Origin of the sequence: Ruegeria sp. HKCCA4633, assembly GCF_013034605.1 — a bacterium.
GTDB lineage: Bacteria > Pseudomonadota > Alphaproteobacteria > Rhodobacterales > Rhodobacteraceae > Ruegeria.
Window position 1 is genome coordinate 319,314 of sequence record NZ_WQGJ01000002.1, and the last position, 17,587, is coordinate 336,900.

Sequence of the window (17,587 nt, forward strand, 5' to 3'; positions counted from 1 at the left end):
AGGACTCGTTGTTGTTTCATAGCCAGAATGTGACAGTGGCGGCGAGCGCGATGGCGGAGAGGAATACCTTTGGGCACCTGTAATAGCGGGTTGCGACACGCCGCCAATCCTTGAGCCTGCCGAACATAATCTCGATCCGATTGCGCCGTTTGTAGCGGCGTTTGTCATATCTGACGGTGGCCTTGCATTGCTTCTGACCAGGGATACATGCGCGTATCCCTTTGTTTTTCGGGGCTTCTCTGAGCCAATCTAAGTCGTAACCTCGATCTCCGAGCAGGCAGTCGACATTGGGCAGGCTGCTTAAAAGAGCCTTTGCCCTGATGTAATCACTCACCTGCCCGGCCGTAACACAGAGGTTCAAAGTTCGCCCTTTGCTGTAACAGATAGCGTGCAACTTGGTATTCATACCGCCTTAGGTTCTGCCAATCAGGCGGCCGCGTCCCCCTTTTGGACGCCCAAACTGGACGCTGTGCGGTGGGCTTTCAGATAGGTGGCATCGATCATGATCGTCTTCTCTTAGCCGTGCTCAGTGGCCAGACCGACCATCATCTGGGCAAAGATGCCTTTGTCACTCCATCGTTTCCGACGGTTGTACAGGGTCTCGTGCGGCCCGCACTCCTTGCGCGCATCCCGCCACCGTAAACCATTGCAGTTGATGAAGATAATCCCACTCAACACACGCCGGTCATCAACACGAGGCTTGCCGTGGGACTTGGGGAAATAGGCTCCAGACGCGACATCTGCGCATCGCTCAGCCAGAAAAGGTCAGACATGTCACCACCCATTTTTCGGACAGTGAATCATGCCGAAAAGCAGAAATCAATGGGTCCTGACCCTAGCATATCAAACAAACATCGAACCCGAACTATGTTGGCAGCCATTGCATTGACCACAAACCGAAGCATGTACCGAAGGATCTCACCCGTAGGCCGTGACAGAAAGCAGGTCGGAAACGAACAATGACAAGCTACACTGCCTTGGTGGATCAATTGTTCTGCGCAAAACAGCTCGACTAGGACCGCCCCAAAACCGAAGTCCCGAGCCTATTGCAACAATCACGCCCTCATTTATCAATATGTGGGTTGACCCCGGTATTAATCGAGACGATTAACCAAGTACCGTCCCTTTGTAAAAGTGGTAGGTGTATTTGCTAGAGATTACGATTGTTAGCGTTTGCTTTAACAGCAGCCGCGTATTGCCTGAAATGCTTAGCTCAATTCCTGATGGCGTACCTACTATATTGGTAGACAACGCGTCCGAGGATGTCGAATACGTACATGAAATGGCCGAAGCGTATGGGGCAGTTTTGCTCGAAAACAAAGAAAACAAAGGCTTTGGCACGGCTTGTAATCTGGGTGCCGAACACGCACAGACCGATTTGCTTTTGTTTTTGAACCCGGATTCGAGATTGTTGCCGGGCGCGTTGGAGGCCATGCAGGCAGGAGCAGATCGTTATCCATCCGCATCGGCTTTTAACCCGAGGATCTTGAGTAAATCCGGAAAACCAAGTTTCCGTCGTTCCAGCGTCATCACACCGCGCACTGAATCGCTGCGCTCCAAAACAGCTGAAGGTGATCTGGAACTTCCTGTTCTTCTTGGCGCAGCGTTGTTGGTTCGTCGTTCTGCTTTTGAAGCTGTCGGCGGGTTTGATCCTGAAATCTTCTTATACCACGAAGACGACGACCTAAGCCTTCGGCTCAAAGCGGATTGCGGGCCCTTATATTATATTCACGATGCGCAAGTGACGCACGTTCAAGGCACGTCTTCACCCAGCAGCGCCGAGGTCGCCGGGTTAAAGGGTTTGTTTATGGGACAGTCCAGAGTGTACGTGGCTCGAAAACACAAGGTTCCCTTTGCCTTCAGTCGAGCGCTTGCGTCTGCTCTTTTGCAAATGCTGTCTCCGGTCGTTTTGTTTTCAGCAAGAAAACGTTCAAAGCAATGTTCTTTTTTGCGCGGCGTCTGGCAGAGCCGTGACGTTCATCCGGTTCCCTTTAAGCCTACGGAGACCTGAACGTAGCCCCAACAACGCGTCGAGATTCTCATTCTAGTCGAGCAACTTCTTCAGATAGGCCCCATAGTTGGATTTGGCGAAGAGACGCGCGCGCTTTTCAAGGGCTGCATTGTCGATCCAGCCATTCGCCCATGCGATTTCGTCGAGGCTCCCGGTCTGCATACCCTGACGTGCTTCAATGGTCCGAACAAAGTTGCCTGCATCCAAAAGCGAGCCATGCGTGCCGGTATCCAACCATGCAAATCCGCGCCCCATGGTCTGCACATCCAGCAGACCTTCCTGCAGGTACATCTCCAGAAGCGATGTGATTTCCAGCTCGCCACGCTCTGACGGCTGAACTTCATGAGCGCGTGCCGGAGCATCTCCATCAAGAAAATAAAGCCCTGTCACCGCATAGCTCGATGGGGGAACTTCGGGTTTCTCGATGATTGCGCGTGCTTTGGTGCCTTCAAAATCCACCACCCCATAGCGTTCGGGATCGGCAACGTGATAGGCGAAAACAGTCCCGCCTTGTTTCTGTGCGCCCGCTTCCAAAAGCAGCCCAGGTAGTCCGTGACCAAAGAATATATTGTCCCCCAAAATCAGTGCCGATGGGGCACCAGCCAGAAAATCCTCGGCCAAGGTAAAGGCCTGCGCCAGACCGTCTGGGGATGGCTGGACTATCCACGTGATCGACAGTCCGTACTGACTGCCATCGCCCAACATACGTTGGAACTGTTCCTGATCCTGAGGTGTTGTGATGATGGCAATCTCGCGGATCTGCGCTAGCATCAGAACGCTAAGCGGGTAGAATATCATCGGCTTGTCGTAGATCGGCAGCAATTGCTTGGAAACCGCCATGGTAATCGGATAAAGCCGGGTGCCGGAACCACCGGCTAGAATAATGCCTTTTCTTTGCATGCTCTGTCCTTTCACGGTTCAGCCGGTCGCTGAATTCAGCTCGCGCAATACGTCGCTCAGACCGGCTTTCCAATCCGGCCTGCCAATCCCAAACACGGCGTTCAGTCGATCGCAGTTCAGACGCGAATTCAGTGGTCTAGGGGCTGGGGTAGGGTAGTCTGCCGTCGGGATATCTTCGACCTGTGTGGTCATGCCCGACTGCGAAATGATCTCGCGCGCAAAATCTGCCCAGCTTGCATCAGGAGCGCCCGAAAAATGAAGTAGCCCGCCTTCAGTGCCTGCTTTGCTTTTCGCCATAACAAGAAGAGCATCGGCAATGTCAGCCGCGGGTGTTGGTCCGCCGATCTGGTCAGCAACAATTGTCAATCTGTCACGAGACTCGGCGAGCCTAAGAATGGTTTTGACAAAGTTTTTGCCATGGGCTGAAAACACCCAGCTTGTGCGCAAGATCGCGTGCCAACCGCCGGCCTGTGCAATTTGGCGTTCGCCGTCCAGCTTGGTTTCGCCGTAAGTCCCCAAGGGCGCTGTCAAATCTTCGGTCGTCCAGGCGGTCATCCCGGATCCGTCGAATACGTAATCCGTCGAGATATGTAGAAAGGGCAGGCCCCGTTCTGCGGCCGCGCGCGCCATTGCTCCGGGTGAATCTGCGTTAACCCGTTGGGCTATATCGCGTTCTTCTTCTGCCTGGTCGACCGCTGTATAGGCTGCGGCATTAATGATTACATTGGCGTCGGTGCGCTGAATTGCGTCCGCACATTGCGAAGGATTGGACAAATCTGCCCCTGCACGACCTAACGCCTCAACCGTGACATCATGGTTTTGTGCACGGCGGCGCAGTTCGGTCGCCACCTGACCACTGTGGCCAAAAACCAGTGCTTTCATCGACCGGTCCCCAATCGCTCGCCTACACCACTGCGTGCCTGTAAGGCCTGCAACCAGTCTGTGTTATCCAAATACCACTGAATAGTTTGTTCAAGCCCGGTTTCAGGAGTGTATGACGGGCGCCAGTTCAGTTCCTCGCGGATACGGGTAGGGTCGATGGCATAACGGCGATCGTGACCCGGGCGATCCGTGACAAAGGTTATCAAATCTCCATACGGCGCAGAGCCAGGTTTTAGCCGGTCCAAGACTGCGCACAGCATCCTGACGAGGTCGAGATTGGTCATCTCATTCTCGCCGCCAATATTATAACTGCGACCAAGTTTGCCTTTTCCCAGCACCAACAGCAGTGCTTCGGCATGATCTTCGACATGCAGCCAGTCGCGAATGTTGTCACCTTTTCCATAAATTGGGATCGGCTGCCCGGACAGGGCGTTCAGGATCACCACGGGGATCAGCTTTTCCGGGAATTGGTAGGGCCCGTAATTGTTAGAGCAATTCGTCAAAACAACAGGCAGGCCATAGGTTTCCCGCCAGGCGCGTACAAGGTGATCCGACCCCGCTTTTGACGCGGAATAGGGCGAATTTGGTTGATATGGGCTGTCTTCGGTGAAAAAGCCAGTCGCCCCCAGAGACCCAAAGACCTCATCCGTTGAAATATGGTGAAACCTGAAACCTTCCGGCCGGCCTGCGTTTTGCCAATAGGCGCGCGCGGCTTCCAGCAAGACATAAGTACCTGTAATATTTGTGTCGATAAAGGCAGCTGGCCCATCGATTGAGCGGTCCACATGGCTTTCTGCAGCCAGATGCATGATTGTATCGGGCTGGTGCGTGTCCAGGATAGCGGACATTGCCGCGGCATCGCGGATATCTGCATGTTCAAAAGCATAAGCCGGTGATTTGGCAACCGAAGCAACATTATCCAGGCAGGCAGCATAGGTCAGCGCATCAACGTTCACGACGGAATGTCCGTCTGCAATAGCGCGTCGAATAACGGCAGAGCCAATAAACCCAGCCCCACCAGTGACAAGAATTTTCATCGAGCAGCCTCAAAAACAAAAGGGGATTCCAGATCACGAAGACAAGGCGCAATCTTGTCTTTCTCGGACAGCTGGGGGGCTGAGTTACTGCTTGGCCAGTCAATTCCGATTTCAGGGTCATCCCAAAGGACCGCACCTTCTGTCTCTGGTGCATAGGTGTCGGAACATTTGTAGACGATCTCGGTATCCGGCTCCAAGGTCACGAAGCCATGTGCAAAACCTGCGGGGACCAACAGCATCCGCCCGTTTTCAAAGCTCAACTCCTCACCAACCCATTTACCAAAGGTTGGAGACCCTTTTCGAATGTCCACCGCCACATCGAACAGCCTGCCTCGCCCGCAGCGCACCAGTTTGGCCTGTGCACGGGGAGGGGCTTGAAAATGCAGTCCACGCACAGTGTTCACTGCGCTTGAGAGCGAGTGATTGTCCTGAACAAACTGTGTGTCTATTCCCGCAGCGGCAAAGCTGTCTGCATTATAAGTTTCTTCGAAGAACCCGCGATGATCGCCGAAACGTCTCGGGGTAATCACCTTCACGTCCGGAATGGAAAGCGCGACTATTTCCATCGTTTCTAATTTCTTCTCTATAAGTAGTCTTTAGGTTTCAAGAGCTATGTCATATGTGGCCTTGCTTCGCCACATCTTATGTTCAAAAACAGGCTGTTTTTCGCTATGGGTTCATTGCCCGGTATGACTTTTCATGATCACCTCATAAGAACCACCACTTGTTTGGTTTTAGTTTAGGTCAATTGCACTTTTGCCTCTGTGATGATGTTACGGATCGGGGCCGTCACATCAAATAGAGGTTTAACTCTTATCTTGCGAACTTTTACCGTTTCTAGGCGAAAACCATGTAGTGCTTAGGTTCAATGAACTTTGGACGTTTTCTTGCAAACAATAAAGGCGCTGTCGGGCGCCTTTTTTTGTTCGGAGCGAGAGGATTCGAAGCTTCGACCCCTGCATCCCGAAGACAGCACTCGGTCGGCTTCTTGTCTGTCGCTGACACGCGCTGCACGTCATCTGCAAGCGCAAGAATGTCTGTGTTGTCAGTGAGTTGACAGTCGCATGCATCCGCGGTGGTTGCAACATGCGCCGCACAAATCGCTTGGTGCTCCGCTGAACTTGACGGAGGAGTAATGCAACGCGCTGCAGCGGAGGTGCAGCGAAAGAACCAGAGTACGTGTTACCGATCCCCTCTGGACTTCAGTAAGAGTCCCCCCGCCCAAAAGGAAAACCGCGCACCCTTTGAGGTGGCCATGCTGCGGTGATGTCGCACGTCCCCCTGTATGGCCCTTGGCTGATCCAACTTATCCAACATTACAGATGAGTGAGCTTGGAAGTGAGAACGACAGGTGAAGCCCCGAGACCCACAGCCATAGCTGACGTCCGATTGGGTTGTCTAAGTTTGATGGGTAGGCGAGTCGCGCAATCGGCGATCGAATGCAGTTCTGCAATTATCAGTTCCCGGATCAAAAACTGGACACGAAGACGCCATCACAGCAATTGACTTAAGCAGCCCAACGTGAGCTTGTTCCACTGGGGAAATAACCAAGCATGATGGGAGCGATTATTGATTCTTGCAAAAAATGGGCTTTTCGAGTTTTTTCTTAAACTAAACGGTGTTGAGAGCACTTCAGTCGATCCCTCGCTGTTCAACTTCGTAAAAGAATTCCTTGACGTATAAAACTCCAGAAAAGGCCCACTGAACCTTTTCGAGGAACCTGCGATTTCACCCGGATCGAAACTTCTCGACTTTGGTTGTGGCAGCTCGCCTCACCGACGGCGCGGCATGCCGATTGAACATCGACGCCTTCCGCCAGCTTCAGTTCGATCTCACGCAGCAACTTCAGGATGTCTTCGTCCGAATACCGTTTCCGAGCCATTCCACGTCCGCCTGTCTAGGCCAAAGCAGTGGCCCAGTCTTATGGGGGAAGGACAAACTGAGAAAGCATCGCAATTGTAGACAGTCAAAGGTTGTCGTTGAGCATGTGACCGTAGACGAAGGTGGGCAAGTGATTGTGAGAAGCCCAATACGGGGATGAAAAGGTTTCCGGGTGCGCTACAAACCATTCGATTTTGGGCATCATCAAGCGTGGGCAAGAATGTAGTGCGGTCCCGCAAGTTTCATAGCTGGGTATTTGCTCACAACTGCCAGACCGGCTTCCGCGACCAGTTCTTCAAAAAAATCGGTTCTGAACTTGGAAACTAGGGACGGCCGATCAGGGTTTCCTTCTTCGTATTCTTCGGTTTGTTCGGAAACGAAGACAGTCAAAAAAACTCTTCCATTTCTATTTAGAGCTTTCTTTGAAAACTCTAGCATCTTCGCTGCGTCCGTCGGATTTAGGTGCGTAAAAACCGAAAAGAAGGTTATTAGGTCATATTTACTGTCAACAGGAAACCCATCCATGGCGCTCAATGGATTCCCACTTGGATTGTAAACTGGGTTGGCGACTGGCCAATGAATCAATTCAAGGTTTTCGCCGACCGCGTTGTCGCTGAGCCAGTTTATCAACTGCTCGTCTATATCCACGCCGGTATACTGCAAAATTGGAATATTTCAATTATAAATTCCTACAGCAAACCGAGTGCCACAGCCAATATCAAGCAATTTGACTTCAGTAATTGTCTTTCCGGCTTTGGTGCAAGCCTCTCCAAGAAGATACTGCGCTGCTTGGTCTGGCTCCATCAACTTCGTCTGCGAGGGGTGGTTCCTGACAAATCTCGGTGGCACCTCAAGTACTCTCTGAGGCGAAGGTTTTTCTTGCATATGAAACACCTTCTTGTTGTCTACATCGCTTGAGTTTTTAACTGATACTCCTGTTAGCTGCCCTTGTAAACCAAGAACGCCTAGAATAGCCCGCCGGTGCCTCATTCAATCAAAACCAAATATTTGGAACCAAGTTAGGGGCAATTCATTGAGCATGCTCTATTCCACGTATTTTAGGAAACTCTCATTGGATGTCTGACCACTCAGAATGAAGCTTTAGAACATCATTCAACTTAGGATTACGCAAAACAAGGCTCTGCACTCTGTTATAAAGCCGTGGCGATCTTGCAACTACACGCGGCCAGTGGTAGTGGGCAAAATAGGGTGAAATACTCATGTCATCGGAAAGGTGATATGGAAAGTTAAACGCGTCAGGGAGATCTTGGGACTTCCAACCTAGGCGCGCCACGGCTACAGGTAATGCGATCTGATCTAACCAAGGCCGCTTGTTAATAATATCTGGACTTCTATCGATTTGACGCGCGGTATCGACCCAAACTTCGGCAAAGTCGCTGCCACGTCGTACGTATATGAATCCTGCGTTAAAGTATGGGCGCATTGGCGTATCTGTCAACGTCGCCCGGTGACTTTTGGGTGGAATGCCCAAACCAAACATCTCCCAGACTTTCGCCCAGCTGCCGCCATCACGGCCAAAAGTGTCAATGTCCGCTGGCTTTGCTGCAAAGTCGCCGCTCAGCAAATGATGCCAACTAAAGGGCGACATTAGCAACATGTCGCTGTCGAGGAAAATTGCGGGCCCGTTAATCCCACGCATCGCAGCAATCTTGTTTCCGTGTGGGTAATCTTCGGCGACCTGATTCTCGCATTCAATGCAGTCGATCTCTAGCGATCTAAAGAGAGAGATTGCTTCAGAGCTAAGGGGCTCGGATGGGCCAGGCTTCATGACCCTCGCCTGGATTCTCCCGGGCAGGTAGTACTCTGCCAGGCTTGCAGCAAGGAGAGCACTCTTGGCCTCCAATGGGCCGCCATGGGCCACGAATACGAGAGTAGGAAAGATATCGTCTCGCTTCTCGTCCATTTAAATGTTCTCCCGCAACAACGCAACAAAAGGTTCAATTTCTTTGACCGGATCACTGTAGTGTTCCCAGAAAACCCGCGTGTTTTGCGCTTTCAGGAGCACATCTTCAGGCGACTCTGAGAGTTGCCGTAGCAGCTTACTAAGTTCGAAAAGTGAGAAAGTATCCATCGTCCAGCCGGCGTTTGTCTCGGCAATTCTTTTTCCAATCCCAGTGAAACTCATAGTTACAACAGGACAACCACAACAAAGCGAGGTTATGGCTCGGGTTGAATGACTTAATTGACGCTCTTCGTTTTCTTCAAAAACATCCAAGGCAACGTGGCATTGGGAATTCAGATCACGGTAGGTCTCGTAAGGGGCAACATCGTGCAAAATACTTCCTGGAATTACTTGCTGTTTGCTGACCCAACGTTCTTCGCCTCGCAAATACGAGGAGGTACCGACGCCAATTCCAACGATTTCGACGTTGCTAACCTCAGCTAAGTACGAAAGATCTTCGAACCTCAATCCTTTAGTCCAGGCTTGATCGAAGCCACCGCAAAAAACCCGCAGCTTAGAACTCTTTGGCGCGTCCGCTTTCGTCCAAGGAAAACTCATGCCGACCGAAATTGGATCAGGAACATCTGCTAATCCCAAACCCCTCACGTAGTTCATTGCGTAAGTAGTTATTTCTGGGCCGTTGCCGATCACAAAATCAGCTTGTCTTAAGAGTTTCTCTTTTCTTTCTTTGAACTCATCGATTTTTTTGGGTGCGCTAACAAATCTGTGTTCAATCAATGAGGCGCTCAGAAAATCGTACACCAGTTTGTTTTTTGAGGACTTTTCATAGAAATCGACAGAGCTCCAATTCATAAAAACGACAATATCGTATTCTTGCTGCAATACTCTTGTTATTGCGCTTCTTTCCAGTACTCGCCAGTTCTCTGTAAAGCGCAAAGATCCAGTTTCCCATAGCTCGAGTTGCGAAATAACTGATTCTTTGGAGCTGACAATATCGCAATGGAACCCATTTGACAGAAATCCAATTTGCAAACCAACTGCACGTGCACCCTGAGCGATATTGGGGACATTGGACCCTGGAATAGCGCCGTTACAAACTATGGCCACTCGGATCATCTGACAACCTGTAAACTAAGTAGGCCGGCACGCGGCACCAGATCAGAGGGCTTGTAACCAATCATCTGGAAGTCATTCAAAGTACAACTTCCGCCAAAGACTTCCGCTATCTCATCAAGTAGGTCGTTAAGGCCAAATCTGTACATATTTTGGGCTGATTTGTTGCGCTTTTGGATTAAAAAGTCTTCCAAGATAATCAGCTGAAAGCGATCTTTGGTAATCTCAGCTAAGTTCTTCCAAATCGCCAAGCGTCCAATTTTGTCATTGTGGTGTAGGACAGTTACAATAAGTACTAGGTCAACACATAAATCTTGCAGATGAGCCAAATCCTCACTCATGTAAAATGATGCTTCTGGATTAAGGGTCTTAGCCGTTTTGATCATTGAAGAAGAAATGTCAACTCCATGATACCTGGTGTATTGCGCACAGTAAGGTACGAGCCGCCCAATTCCACATCCATATTCGAGCAACTCCGGTTTCCGGGGCGAGCTTCTCGCGTAGCTCGCTGCCTTCTGGATTACCGGTGCTAACGCTTTTATTTGCCCCCAATGCATCAGTTTGTTGATTCTTCGGGATGATTGCGAATAACAGATGGCACGAGAAGAATTGCCTAAGTATTTTGCACGCTGTTCCCAATGATCTTTGGCTTGATATTCGCTTATTTCTGGGCTTTTTAGCTTCTCCTCAGCCTGTAAGTTTGCGAGCGTCAATTGAATTGGATCAGCGCTGGCAGAAACCGCCAAATCTAGCGCGGCAACGTCTACACCAGACTGAACACTACCGCCCTCAATTAGAATTCTATCGAAGATTGTCGTAACGCCATTCAGGCGGCTCAAGAAATCAGGATCTGATGCCAGAGTTTCAGTAATAAAGAACGGTATGGCGGCACTAGATTCGCATATCTGAGCCTCCAAATGCGACGGCACGTTACCCCATTTGGGTTTGTCGAGGAACAAAAACGCGTCGGTAGATGGTATTGCTTCCAGAACCTCCTTTGGGTTTAGTGCTTTTTCCAACCCAGAATTGGACACCAATCTGGCACCATCGCCTGAGAAAACCAGTACCTTAATTCGGTTCATTGTGGCTTCCATATCAGGTCCTGTCGTTTCGCCGCGCTGACAAAAGTTCAGCTGCTTGCATGTCAACGACGTGTTGCAGTTTCTCCAATTTGTTCTCAGCGTTCTCGAGAGATTCTGTCAGTTTCTGTATTGTTTGCTCGTGCTTGGAGATAACCCTCTTCTGAGAACTATTTTCGTATCGAAGCAGATCGACAATATTTTCAAGTGTTTCAGCGCTTGGACAGTGTTCAAAGATCTGTTTCATGCACCTTCTCCAGAATTTTATTGAGTTGTTTCGTCATACTGCGCCGCAAGTTTCAGGAACTCATTCTCAAGAGTATTGATTTCTCTCAGAAGGCCCTGATCGTGAATTACTTCGTTGTCTCCGGATCGGGTCATCTCAGCTCCGTCAAAGACATCTAGAGTATCGGTATCGTGCAAACGGTAACTCCAGTCTTGCCTTAGCTCCGACGCTAAATTCCGGTCCATCAACAAACCGTCAAGTGTAACGACCCGTTTTCGCCCTCGGAAAGAACGGAGAAAGCGCAAGGCAGCCCACCCGTACGTTAGATACATACGCACGGCCAAGTCTTTTTCTGTCCAAAATCGGATATTTGTGCGATATGCAAAACCATTTCTCATGTCACTGGCTGCCCGCCGTTTAAGCGAACTTACACATTCAACGCAGGGCCGAAAAACGTAAACAACCGACATTTGAGGAAATACCTCGGCCCATTGGGGCAAAAAAAGACAAATACGGGGATCTTTCAGACCCCAGGTATGATGAATTCCGCGCCTGCTTCCAAAATCAACCATCCAACGCCTATCCTCAGGCTCTAAGATCGGGGCAAGTGCATGATCAAGCTGCCAGCTAGTGCCAATTCTTCCAAGTAATCGGTCATGAAAATTTACAACTTCTACGTCTTCGAAGTGACCATATTTGTTCGAGTAATTAGCCCCAAGAAGTTCATCCCCAAGAAATAGCCCTGCTTCGTGCAAATAATTCGCTGTCATTGAGGTCCCGCTTCGATGAAACCCAGCTATTATCAATGGAGCATGATGTTGCGATTTGCCCTCTCTCGGAGCTGAGCGTGTCTTCTCCTGAATCGTAGGGCAGACAGATTGCGCTCCGCGTTTGACAATTGGTGGCGCCGCAAGAAGTCCTTGATCTCTACCCTTCGTAGAATAATGCCAAAACAAATCTAAGGGAGATGTAAGCTCGAGTTCAGGATAGAGCGACGAATAGTAACTTGCCGTGAATTCCGGCGATAGTTCTCGCGACCCAGAATCTTTGGCGGTCAAGTAATGACGTAAGGGCTCTGTTCCAACCATGTCAGGGTTTTGCCGTTCATACCAATCCAATGGGATTAACGGATGTGGACCATTTGATTTACGGTTTTGCTCGTTCCATCCATAGCCAAGGTAATGACTAAATGGTTCTAATCCGGAATTTTCCACATCAGGATTATTCTTCAGATACCATACAGGATCAAACAGCGGCATAGGAGCCCTGCCTTCAAGCCACCCGTGTCTTAGGTAGTGTGTCAGAGGCTCGACCCCGCTCGTTGCCACATCCTTGTTCACTGATAAATACCAGTTCGGGTCAAAAAGTGGATGCGGTGTGGCTCCACTTTTCCAACCCTTCACAAGGTAATGCCCTAAGGGCTCGACATTTTTCGACTTCAAACCAGGAAACTGCCCAAGATACCATGAAACATCAAATAGTGGGCTCGGGCTCGTTCCGTTTTTCCATCCATATTCCATATAGTGAACGTGAGGAGGAAGTCTACTTTGCTCAAGGTCTGGACAGCTATTCGCGTACCAGTGGGCATCAAAAATCGCTTTGGTTTTCCTTACATGGCCTCTTCCGAAACGGAGATATTGTCTCCCGCGAACAAGTCTTTTTTGGAGTGTTGTTTTTTTCTTTTTGTTCAATCTTCAGTTCTCGTTTTCTGATTTAGCCAAAAGGAGTGACTATTGCCTAGACACTACAAAATACCCTACACCCGTCAAGCTGCTGCCGCTATATTATGTGTGTCTCACGTCGACGCCAATGGGAAAGTTTAGGTGGAGTGCTCGTTAAGTATAGGCGGCACGCCGGTAATGCTGGATCCGAAACGCACGCCCCGCATGACACTGATGCTATCGAGTGCGACATCGTCGAATTACGCCTTCAACCTCAGTGGGCAAACGTGCCGACCCGTGCACTGTAGCCAATTTAGCGCGGCGAGCAGATCGACGTTGTAGGTGCCTTTGGTCAGCATCAGCACAGGGTCGGGATCTCCTCGCTTCCGAGCGCGCAATCGCGCGGCTCTCACCGTCTGTGGCAACAAGCCGACGACGGTGTAGAACTCGTGCGCGGTCATACTGAAGTGGTTGCGGCATGCCATCTGCAGATAGGCAAGAACATAAGCGTCCTCGACTTGCTCGCCGCACACGCGTGGTTTGTCCGTTGATGTTCCGTCGATAGCGTTGCTTAGGGGCTTTTGTCGCGGCGGCTCTGTCGCGTCAGGTCGTGCCTCAGTCTGTGTCACTCTTAGGCTGGAGCATGAGGTTGAGGAAATATCTACGGATTATTTGCAGAAGCAGAAGAAGTTGAAAAAAGGTTTGATGCTTACAATTCTTCTTCTCACCCCTCCGATAGCCGTTCAAGTTACCAGCCCAGATCTACTAGGGCTTTTCGCGTACCTTTGGATACTAGCCGGGCTTGTTGTTGTGTGTGTTCTTGCGTTTATAGAAGCAAGACTTGCGCGCCCAACCAATGATGCTTCTGAATTTCTGCAAAACTCCTCTCTCCAAGTCTATCTGGAACACAGAAATCTAATCTTGAACTCAAGTCCGGATGCTTCTGGATAGACTGGTTCCCTCAAAAGTATGATGGAAGCATGAGTTTTAGTTCTATCGATTTATTTGCAGACTGCTGCGGCCTTTCGCTCGGGCTTAGGATTTGCATTCCCTGGAACTTGTACTTCAACATTTGGTTGCAGCGCGTGTTTGCCCTGATAGGATCATTGAAAATAAGAGATTTTTTCAGGCTAATATTCAGCGCCTCGACAGGCTCGTTGAGCCCGTTCCTGCCGTTTAGCGAGAGTCGGTCTTTCGCATATGCGGTAGGTCAAAAACCGCACATTCCGGACGTTCAAATTCCAGTGTCGGATGGCAAGGCTGCGGACAATCCTGCCGTTAGCTCATCTTCAGTTGTAGAGTCGATCAGGTCGCACCGATCATCACCCTAGCCGGTGTGCTTTCTCCCGCCCTGTACGTCATCTGAATAGAACCAGTCGTCGGGATATGGATACCACCAGTCCGCCTCCTTCGCCTTCGGATCAATCACGACCATCTTGGGTCGTCTGAAAGCCTCGAGGCCTTGAAGGCCTAGCGTACGCCCAAGCCCAGAATTCTTGACGCCGCCAAAAGGCAAGGCATCGTTGTCCACGAGCGGGTTGTTGACCCAGACCATCCCCACCTGTAGCTTGTTCACCCCTTGAAATGCCTCGTCCAAGTCGCCGGTAAACAGGCATCCGCCAAGACCGAATTGTGACGCGTTTGCCAGTTCAAGCGCTTGGTCAAAGTCGCTCACCCGAATGACCGAGGCGACTGGCCCAAAAACCTCTTCCTGAGTTAGCGCCATGTCCGTCGTCACGCCGGTCAGGATCGTTGGTTCGAAAAACCAACCCGGCCCGACGTGATCCGGGGTACCGCCTCCTACCTCAACCACCGCGCCTTTCTCAGTTGCATCGCGCACCAGACGCTCGACCTTGTCGCGTGCCTCCTTGGAGGCCAAAGGTCCGATTTCCGCCACCCCCATTCCGTCGCCGATGCGCAGTTTCCGGGTTCGGGTCACGAATTCATCGACAAAATCGTCGTACACGTCATCCACTACAAAAATCCGTTCAGACGATGTGCAAACCTGGCCCGACTGCAAAAACGCAGCGGTAACCGCCCCGGCAGCAGCGACCGCGATGTCGGCGTGTTTACTGACGATCAGTGGATCGCTTCCCCCAGCCTCGATCACTGCGGGTTTCAGGTTCTCCGCTGCGGCCACTGCGACTGCACGACCTGTCGGCACGGACCCTGTAAAAGCGACCACATGGGTTTTGGGGCTGGCAATCAGCTGTTTGCCCACGTTTGCACCACCCGGCAGGCAAGCAATCAGGTCTTGGGGCAACGCCCGAAAAAACTCCATGAACGCCATCGTGCACAAAGTTCCTGCAGGTGAGGCTTTCAACACTACACCGTTACCTGCCGCAAGTGATGCGGCCATCGACCAGCAGCCAAGAATGAGGGGGAAATTGTACGGAACCACATGCACGGACACGCCGTAGGGCTCGTATGTCTGATACTGAAAAGATCCAGTTTGCATCGTGCCGGCAATCTTGCCCGCGTCATTGCGCGCCATCTCGGCATAGTAGCGGAAAACCGGCGGGATGTTCGCAATCTCGCCGATCGATTCAGGGTAAGGTTTGCCCGTTTCCAATGTCATCAAGCGGGCGATCTCAGTCATGTCGCCGCTTTCGATGTCGTTGGCGATCTGGTGCAATACCCGCGCGCGAGATTTGCAGTCCATCGCGGACCACCTCCTTTGCGCCGCATTGACCCGGTCCAGGACCTGGTTCACGATCGGCGGCGACGGCTCACCAAAAACCCCGACGGGCTGCAAGGTAGACGGGTTGACCAGAGTGGTCCCACCACCCTCCAATGGCACATGCTTGGGGTTGAGGTAGTAGGTAGATTTGAACGGGTCACGCATTGGGCAGCCCCCTTGTTTGACAGGCATTGCGCCGTTAGCGGATCATGTACACTTTCTTGACCGTCTCGTGGACAGTGCAAACGCCTTTCCAGTCCTGCGGAAAAAAGGCCGCCGTATCGGGCGTAATCTCAATTACCTCGCCGCTTTCATGGATATAGGTACAGCGGCCTTCCAGAAAGTGGCAGAACTCGTCCTTGGTGACGTGACATTCCCACTTACCGGGAGTGCAGACCCAAAGGCCGCATTCGGACTGGCCGTCAGGCCCCTTGTGGATCAGCTTTCCCGAGGTGCGGGATTGCCCTTCAATCATCGTCGGGATTACCCCCCAATCGACAAGATCAGTCTGCTGGAGCGGGTTTTGCATACGTGGCGTGGTCATGTTTCAGGTTCGCGATCCGTTAGGTAGTAGGTGTTGCGCAATGTTTCCTCGACCGTGCATTCCCCTACCCAACCGGCGAGGAATAGTACGGCCGTTCCGGGCGTAACTTCGATGCTTTCGCCTGCATCCGACCGATAGACCGCGCGGCCCTGCACAAAATAGCAGAACTCGTCACGCGGTATCGTTAGGCGCCAGCGGCCTGGAGTGCAGACCCATGCGCCGATCTCCGGCCGGTTGTCAGGACCCTTGTGAACCAGCATACCCGATGAATGCGACTGGCCTTCAATCATGTCCGGCTGTAGCCCCCAGTCCGTGAGGTCGGTGCGGGTCGAGATTTCCGAAAGATGCGGGGCGCTGCTCATTCCGCGGCTTTCAGGATTTCGTCGAGAATGCCAGCTGCCTTGGTCGGGCCATGCCGTGACTGCATGTGAGCAGAGGTTGCCGCCATCTTCGCCTGCATTCCTGGATCGTTGATACATTTGTCGAGGGCAATAGCCAATTCATCATCGGTCCAGTCGTATCGGTGAAACCCGAACCCGTGGCCGGTTTCCTGAACACGGGTGGCGTTATCGTGGCCGTCCCAGACATAGGGCATAATGATTGCTGTTTTGCCGAAATATAGGCACTCTGTGAACGAGTTGTTACCGCCATGATGTATCACCGCGTCAACCTGCGGAATTACCGAAGGCTGGGGATACCAGCTCTGTATGTGCACGTTGTCGGGAATGTCTGTGTATTCGTCAATGTAATCCCCGACATTTACGAGCGCCCGGTAGGGCAACCTGGAAATGGTCGAAATGATCCTCTTTAGCAGGTCGGTGTCGCCTGCGCCAAGCGACCCGAAAGATACATAGAGAAGTGGTTTGTCATTGTTGGACTTAAACGTTGGCACCTCAAAGGGTTCTTCTTCGCGCACGCAACCTTCAAGATACTGAAACCGGTTTGGGTCCAGTGGGTTCTGCCGTTCGTACTTTGCCGGCTCGGGATAAAGCAGAAGGTTCATTGTGGGCGACGCTTCGAAAAACTCTCCAATCGGATAGGGGTCTTCGTTGCATCTGGCTAGGAACGCATTGTAGTCGTCGTGGATCGGCTTGATCACATCGTGGAACTTTGCCTCATAGGCCTCCATGCCCTCGCGGTCATCCACCCGACAGCCCGATAAGTGCGGCGGCACAATCGGGTCCGGGATTTCGTTTTCGGAACATGAGATGATCCGCACCCACGGTACGCCGAACTGCTTGATGGCTGGGAACATAATGACATTATCCACGCAGATCATATCTGGTTTGATTTTTGCCAATACCTCGGGCAGATCTTTTTGCGCCCATTTTGCGCTGTCGACGATCGCCTCCCAGCAATCCTTGACGTAGTTATCGATTTGGTCAATCGGGGCTTTGCGAAAATTTGGGATGTGACCGTTGATGAAATCCTCCCAGAACTTTGCCATCGCCTCGGGTTCCATCGGCTCGGACAGGGCAACAGGATGCGCCTCAAACCCATAACCTTCATATACCTCGACAAAGCCGGGATCGCTTAGAAATACAGCCTTATGGCCCAGTTTCTCGCAGGCCTGCGCGATGCCAACCGAATTCAGCGCAGGGCCAAAGGCAGCTTCGGGGAAGAAGGCGATGGTTTTCTGTGACATTGTA

15 protein-coding genes and 1 pseudogene are annotated in these 17,587 nt (G+C 51.4%); 1 reads left to right on the top strand and 15 read right to left on the bottom strand.

The window, feature by feature from the left end:
• Positions 1-16 precede the first annotated feature (16 nt).
• Positions 17-773, bottom strand: a pseudogene (locus tag GOV85_RS08065) (IS5 family transposase).
• 374 nt (positions 774-1,147) lie between these two features.
• On the opposite strand from GOV85_RS08065, the gene GOV85_RS08070 reads away from it, so the two are divergent.
• Positions 1,148-2,011, top strand: coding sequence for a glycosyltransferase family 2 protein (locus GOV85_RS08070; protein WP_171176792.1), 864 nt, complete (start codon positions 1,148-1,150; stop codon positions 2,009-2,011).
• Positions 2,012-2,044: 33 nt separating this feature from the next.
• On the opposite strand, the gene rfbA is transcribed toward GOV85_RS08070, so the two are convergent.
• The 14 genes from rfbA to GOV85_RS08140 form a co-directional block, all read right to left on the bottom strand.
• Positions 2,045-2,911, bottom strand: a complete 867-nt coding sequence (gene rfbA / locus GOV85_RS08075) for a glucose-1-phosphate thymidylyltransferase RfbA (protein WP_171176794.1) — start codon at positions 2,909-2,911, stop codon at positions 2,045-2,047.
• An 18-nt stretch (positions 2,912-2,929) separates the two neighbouring features.
• Positions 2,930-3,793, bottom strand: coding sequence for a dTDP-4-dehydrorhamnose reductase (rfbD, locus tag GOV85_RS08080; RefSeq protein WP_254442974.1), 864 nt, complete (start codon positions 3,791-3,793; stop codon positions 2,930-2,932).
• Positions 3,790-4,830, bottom strand: a complete 1,041-nt coding sequence (rfbB, locus tag GOV85_RS08085) for a dTDP-glucose 4,6-dehydratase (RefSeq protein ID WP_171176796.1) — start codon at positions 4,828-4,830, stop codon at positions 3,790-3,792. The genes rfbD and rfbB overlap by 4 nt, the downstream gene beginning before the upstream one ends.
• On the bottom strand, positions 4,827-5,396 hold the full coding sequence (gene rfbC / locus GOV85_RS08090; protein WP_171176798.1) for a dTDP-4-dehydrorhamnose 3,5-epimerase: 570 nt from the start codon (positions 5,394-5,396) through the stop codon (positions 4,827-4,829). Before rfbC ends, rfbB begins: the two co-directional genes overlap by 4 nt.
• Before the next feature lie 1,519 nt (positions 5,397-6,915).
• Positions 6,916-7,374 carry a methyltransferase domain-containing protein gene (locus GOV85_RS08095; RefSeq protein WP_171176800.1) on the bottom strand — a complete coding sequence of 153 codons (459 nt, stop codon included), beginning with the start codon at positions 7,372-7,374 and terminating at the stop codon, positions 6,916-6,918.
• A gap of 406 nt (positions 7,375-7,780) precedes the next feature.
• Positions 7,781-8,635 (bottom strand): hypothetical protein, encoded by an 855-nt coding sequence (locus GOV85_RS08100; protein WP_171176802.1) that lies wholly within the window; start codon positions 8,633-8,635, stop codon positions 7,781-7,783.
• Positions 8,636-9,751, bottom strand: a complete 1,116-nt coding sequence (locus GOV85_RS08105; RefSeq protein ID WP_171176804.1) for a hypothetical protein — start codon at positions 9,749-9,751, stop codon at positions 8,636-8,638.
• Positions 9,748-10,830, bottom strand: coding sequence for a class I SAM-dependent methyltransferase (locus GOV85_RS08110; protein WP_171176806.1), 1,083 nt, complete (start codon positions 10,828-10,830; stop codon positions 9,748-9,750). Before GOV85_RS08110 ends, GOV85_RS08105 begins: the two co-directional genes overlap by 4 nt.
• A 13-nt stretch (positions 10,831-10,843) precedes the next feature.
• Positions 10,844-11,074 carry a hypothetical protein gene (locus GOV85_RS08115; RefSeq protein WP_171176808.1) on the bottom strand — a complete coding sequence of 77 codons (231 nt, stop codon included), beginning with the start codon at positions 11,072-11,074 and terminating at the stop codon, positions 10,844-10,846.
• A gap of 17 nt (positions 11,075-11,091) precedes the next feature.
• Complete coding sequence (locus GOV85_RS08120) at positions 11,092-12,744, bottom strand: hypothetical protein (protein WP_171176810.1); 1,653 nt, start codon at positions 12,742-12,744, stop codon at positions 11,092-11,094.
• A 1,297-nt stretch (positions 12,745-14,041) separates the two neighbouring features.
• The gene (locus GOV85_RS08125; protein ID WP_171176812.1) at positions 14,042-15,559 is read right to left on the bottom strand and encodes an aldehyde dehydrogenase; all 1,518 of its coding nucleotides are present in this window, start codon (positions 15,557-15,559) and stop codon (positions 14,042-14,044) included.
• 34 nt (positions 15,560-15,593) lie between these two features.
• On the bottom strand, positions 15,594-15,938 hold the full coding sequence (locus GOV85_RS08130; RefSeq protein ID WP_170463252.1) for a cupin domain-containing protein: 345 nt from the start codon (positions 15,936-15,938) through the stop codon (positions 15,594-15,596).
• Entirely contained in the window at positions 15,935-16,300 is a 366-nt protein-coding gene (locus tag GOV85_RS08135) for a cupin domain-containing protein (RefSeq protein ID WP_170463251.1), read from the bottom strand. Before GOV85_RS08135 ends, GOV85_RS08130 begins: the two co-directional genes overlap by 4 nt.
• Positions 16,297-17,583, bottom strand: a complete 1,287-nt coding sequence (locus GOV85_RS08140; RefSeq protein WP_170463250.1) for a glycosyltransferase — start codon at positions 17,581-17,583, stop codon at positions 16,297-16,299. The genes GOV85_RS08135 and GOV85_RS08140 overlap by 4 nt, the downstream gene beginning before the upstream one ends.
• Between the last annotated feature and the right edge of the window lie 4 nt (positions 17,584-17,587).